This is a genomic window from Bacillus sp. SIMBA_005 (genome assembly GCF_046535585.1).
Classification (GTDB): Bacteria; Bacillota; Bacilli; order Bacillales; family Bacillaceae; genus Bacillus; species Bacillus pumilus.
The window spans coordinates 1-271 of the sequence record NZ_JAWRWI010000418.1 but is presented as its reverse complement, the minus strand read 5'-3'; the positions used below and the strand labels follow the sequence as shown (position 1 = coordinate 271).

The following is a 271-nucleotide window of genomic DNA, read 5'->3' as shown; positions in this document are numbered from 1 at the left end:
AAAAACGAAGCAGTAGCCTCCGGCTTGCTCGTGTAACGTGACAAGTTTAGAAAAAAAGAGGGAACGATCCTTAAATGGACGTTCAAGAGATACAGTAAACCCTGCCGTAAAGATGCCGACTAACGGCCCGATATGCACTGTATGATCATGAATCAGTATATCAGCCCTGCTTCGGTGGGGGAGCAAAAGCTCATGAAACAGATTTTCAGAGAGTAGCACGGTTTGTTCCAGATGCCGTCTGTAAGCAACGTGGCATCTGACAACCTTCGTT

1 pseudogene is annotated in these 271 nt (G+C 46.5%); it reads right to left on the bottom strand.

The features are described from left to right. Positions 1 to 271, bottom strand: a pseudogene (locus SB660_RS20700) (YheC/YheD family protein); the annotation flags it as partial.